The organism is Micromonospora aridisoli, from assembly GCF_056150025.1.
Map to the genome: position 1 here is coordinate 1 of NZ_JAXCFK010000205.1, position 502 is coordinate 502.

A 502-nucleotide genomic window follows, 5' to 3' on the forward strand; every position below is an offset into this window, starting at 1 on the left:
TGTTCGGGGTGCCGCTCGACGAGGTCACGCCCGACCAGCGGCGCAAGATCAAGGCGATGAACTACGGCCTGGCGTACGGGCTGAGCGCGTTCGGCCTCTCCCAACAGCTCGGGATCAGCACCGAGGAGGCGCGCGGCCTGATGGAGGACTACTTCTCCGGGTTCGGCGGCGTCCGCGACTACCTCCAGGAGGTGGTGGCCCGCGCCCGCCACGACGGCTACACCTCGACGATCCTGGGTCGCCGCCGTTACCTGCCGGACCTGGGCAGCGACAACCGGCAGCGGCGGGAGATCGCCGAGCGGATGGCCCTCAACGCCCCGATCCAGGGCTCCGCGGCCGACATCATCAAGGTCGCCATGCTGCGGGTCGACGCCGCGCTGCGCGAGGCCGGGCTCACCTCCCGGATGCTGCTGCAGGTGCACGACGAGCTGGTCTTCGAGGTGGCCCCGGGCGAGCGGCCGGCGCTGGAGGAGCTGGTGCGCCGGGAGATGGGCGCGGCCCA

1 protein-coding gene is annotated in these 502 nt (G+C 71.9%); it reads left to right on the forward strand.

The window, feature by feature from the left end; genetic code table 11:
* A partial coding sequence (locus tag SM447_RS30125; protein WP_474576245.1) for a DNA polymerase occupies positions 1-502 on the forward strand: 502 nt, incomplete at both ends.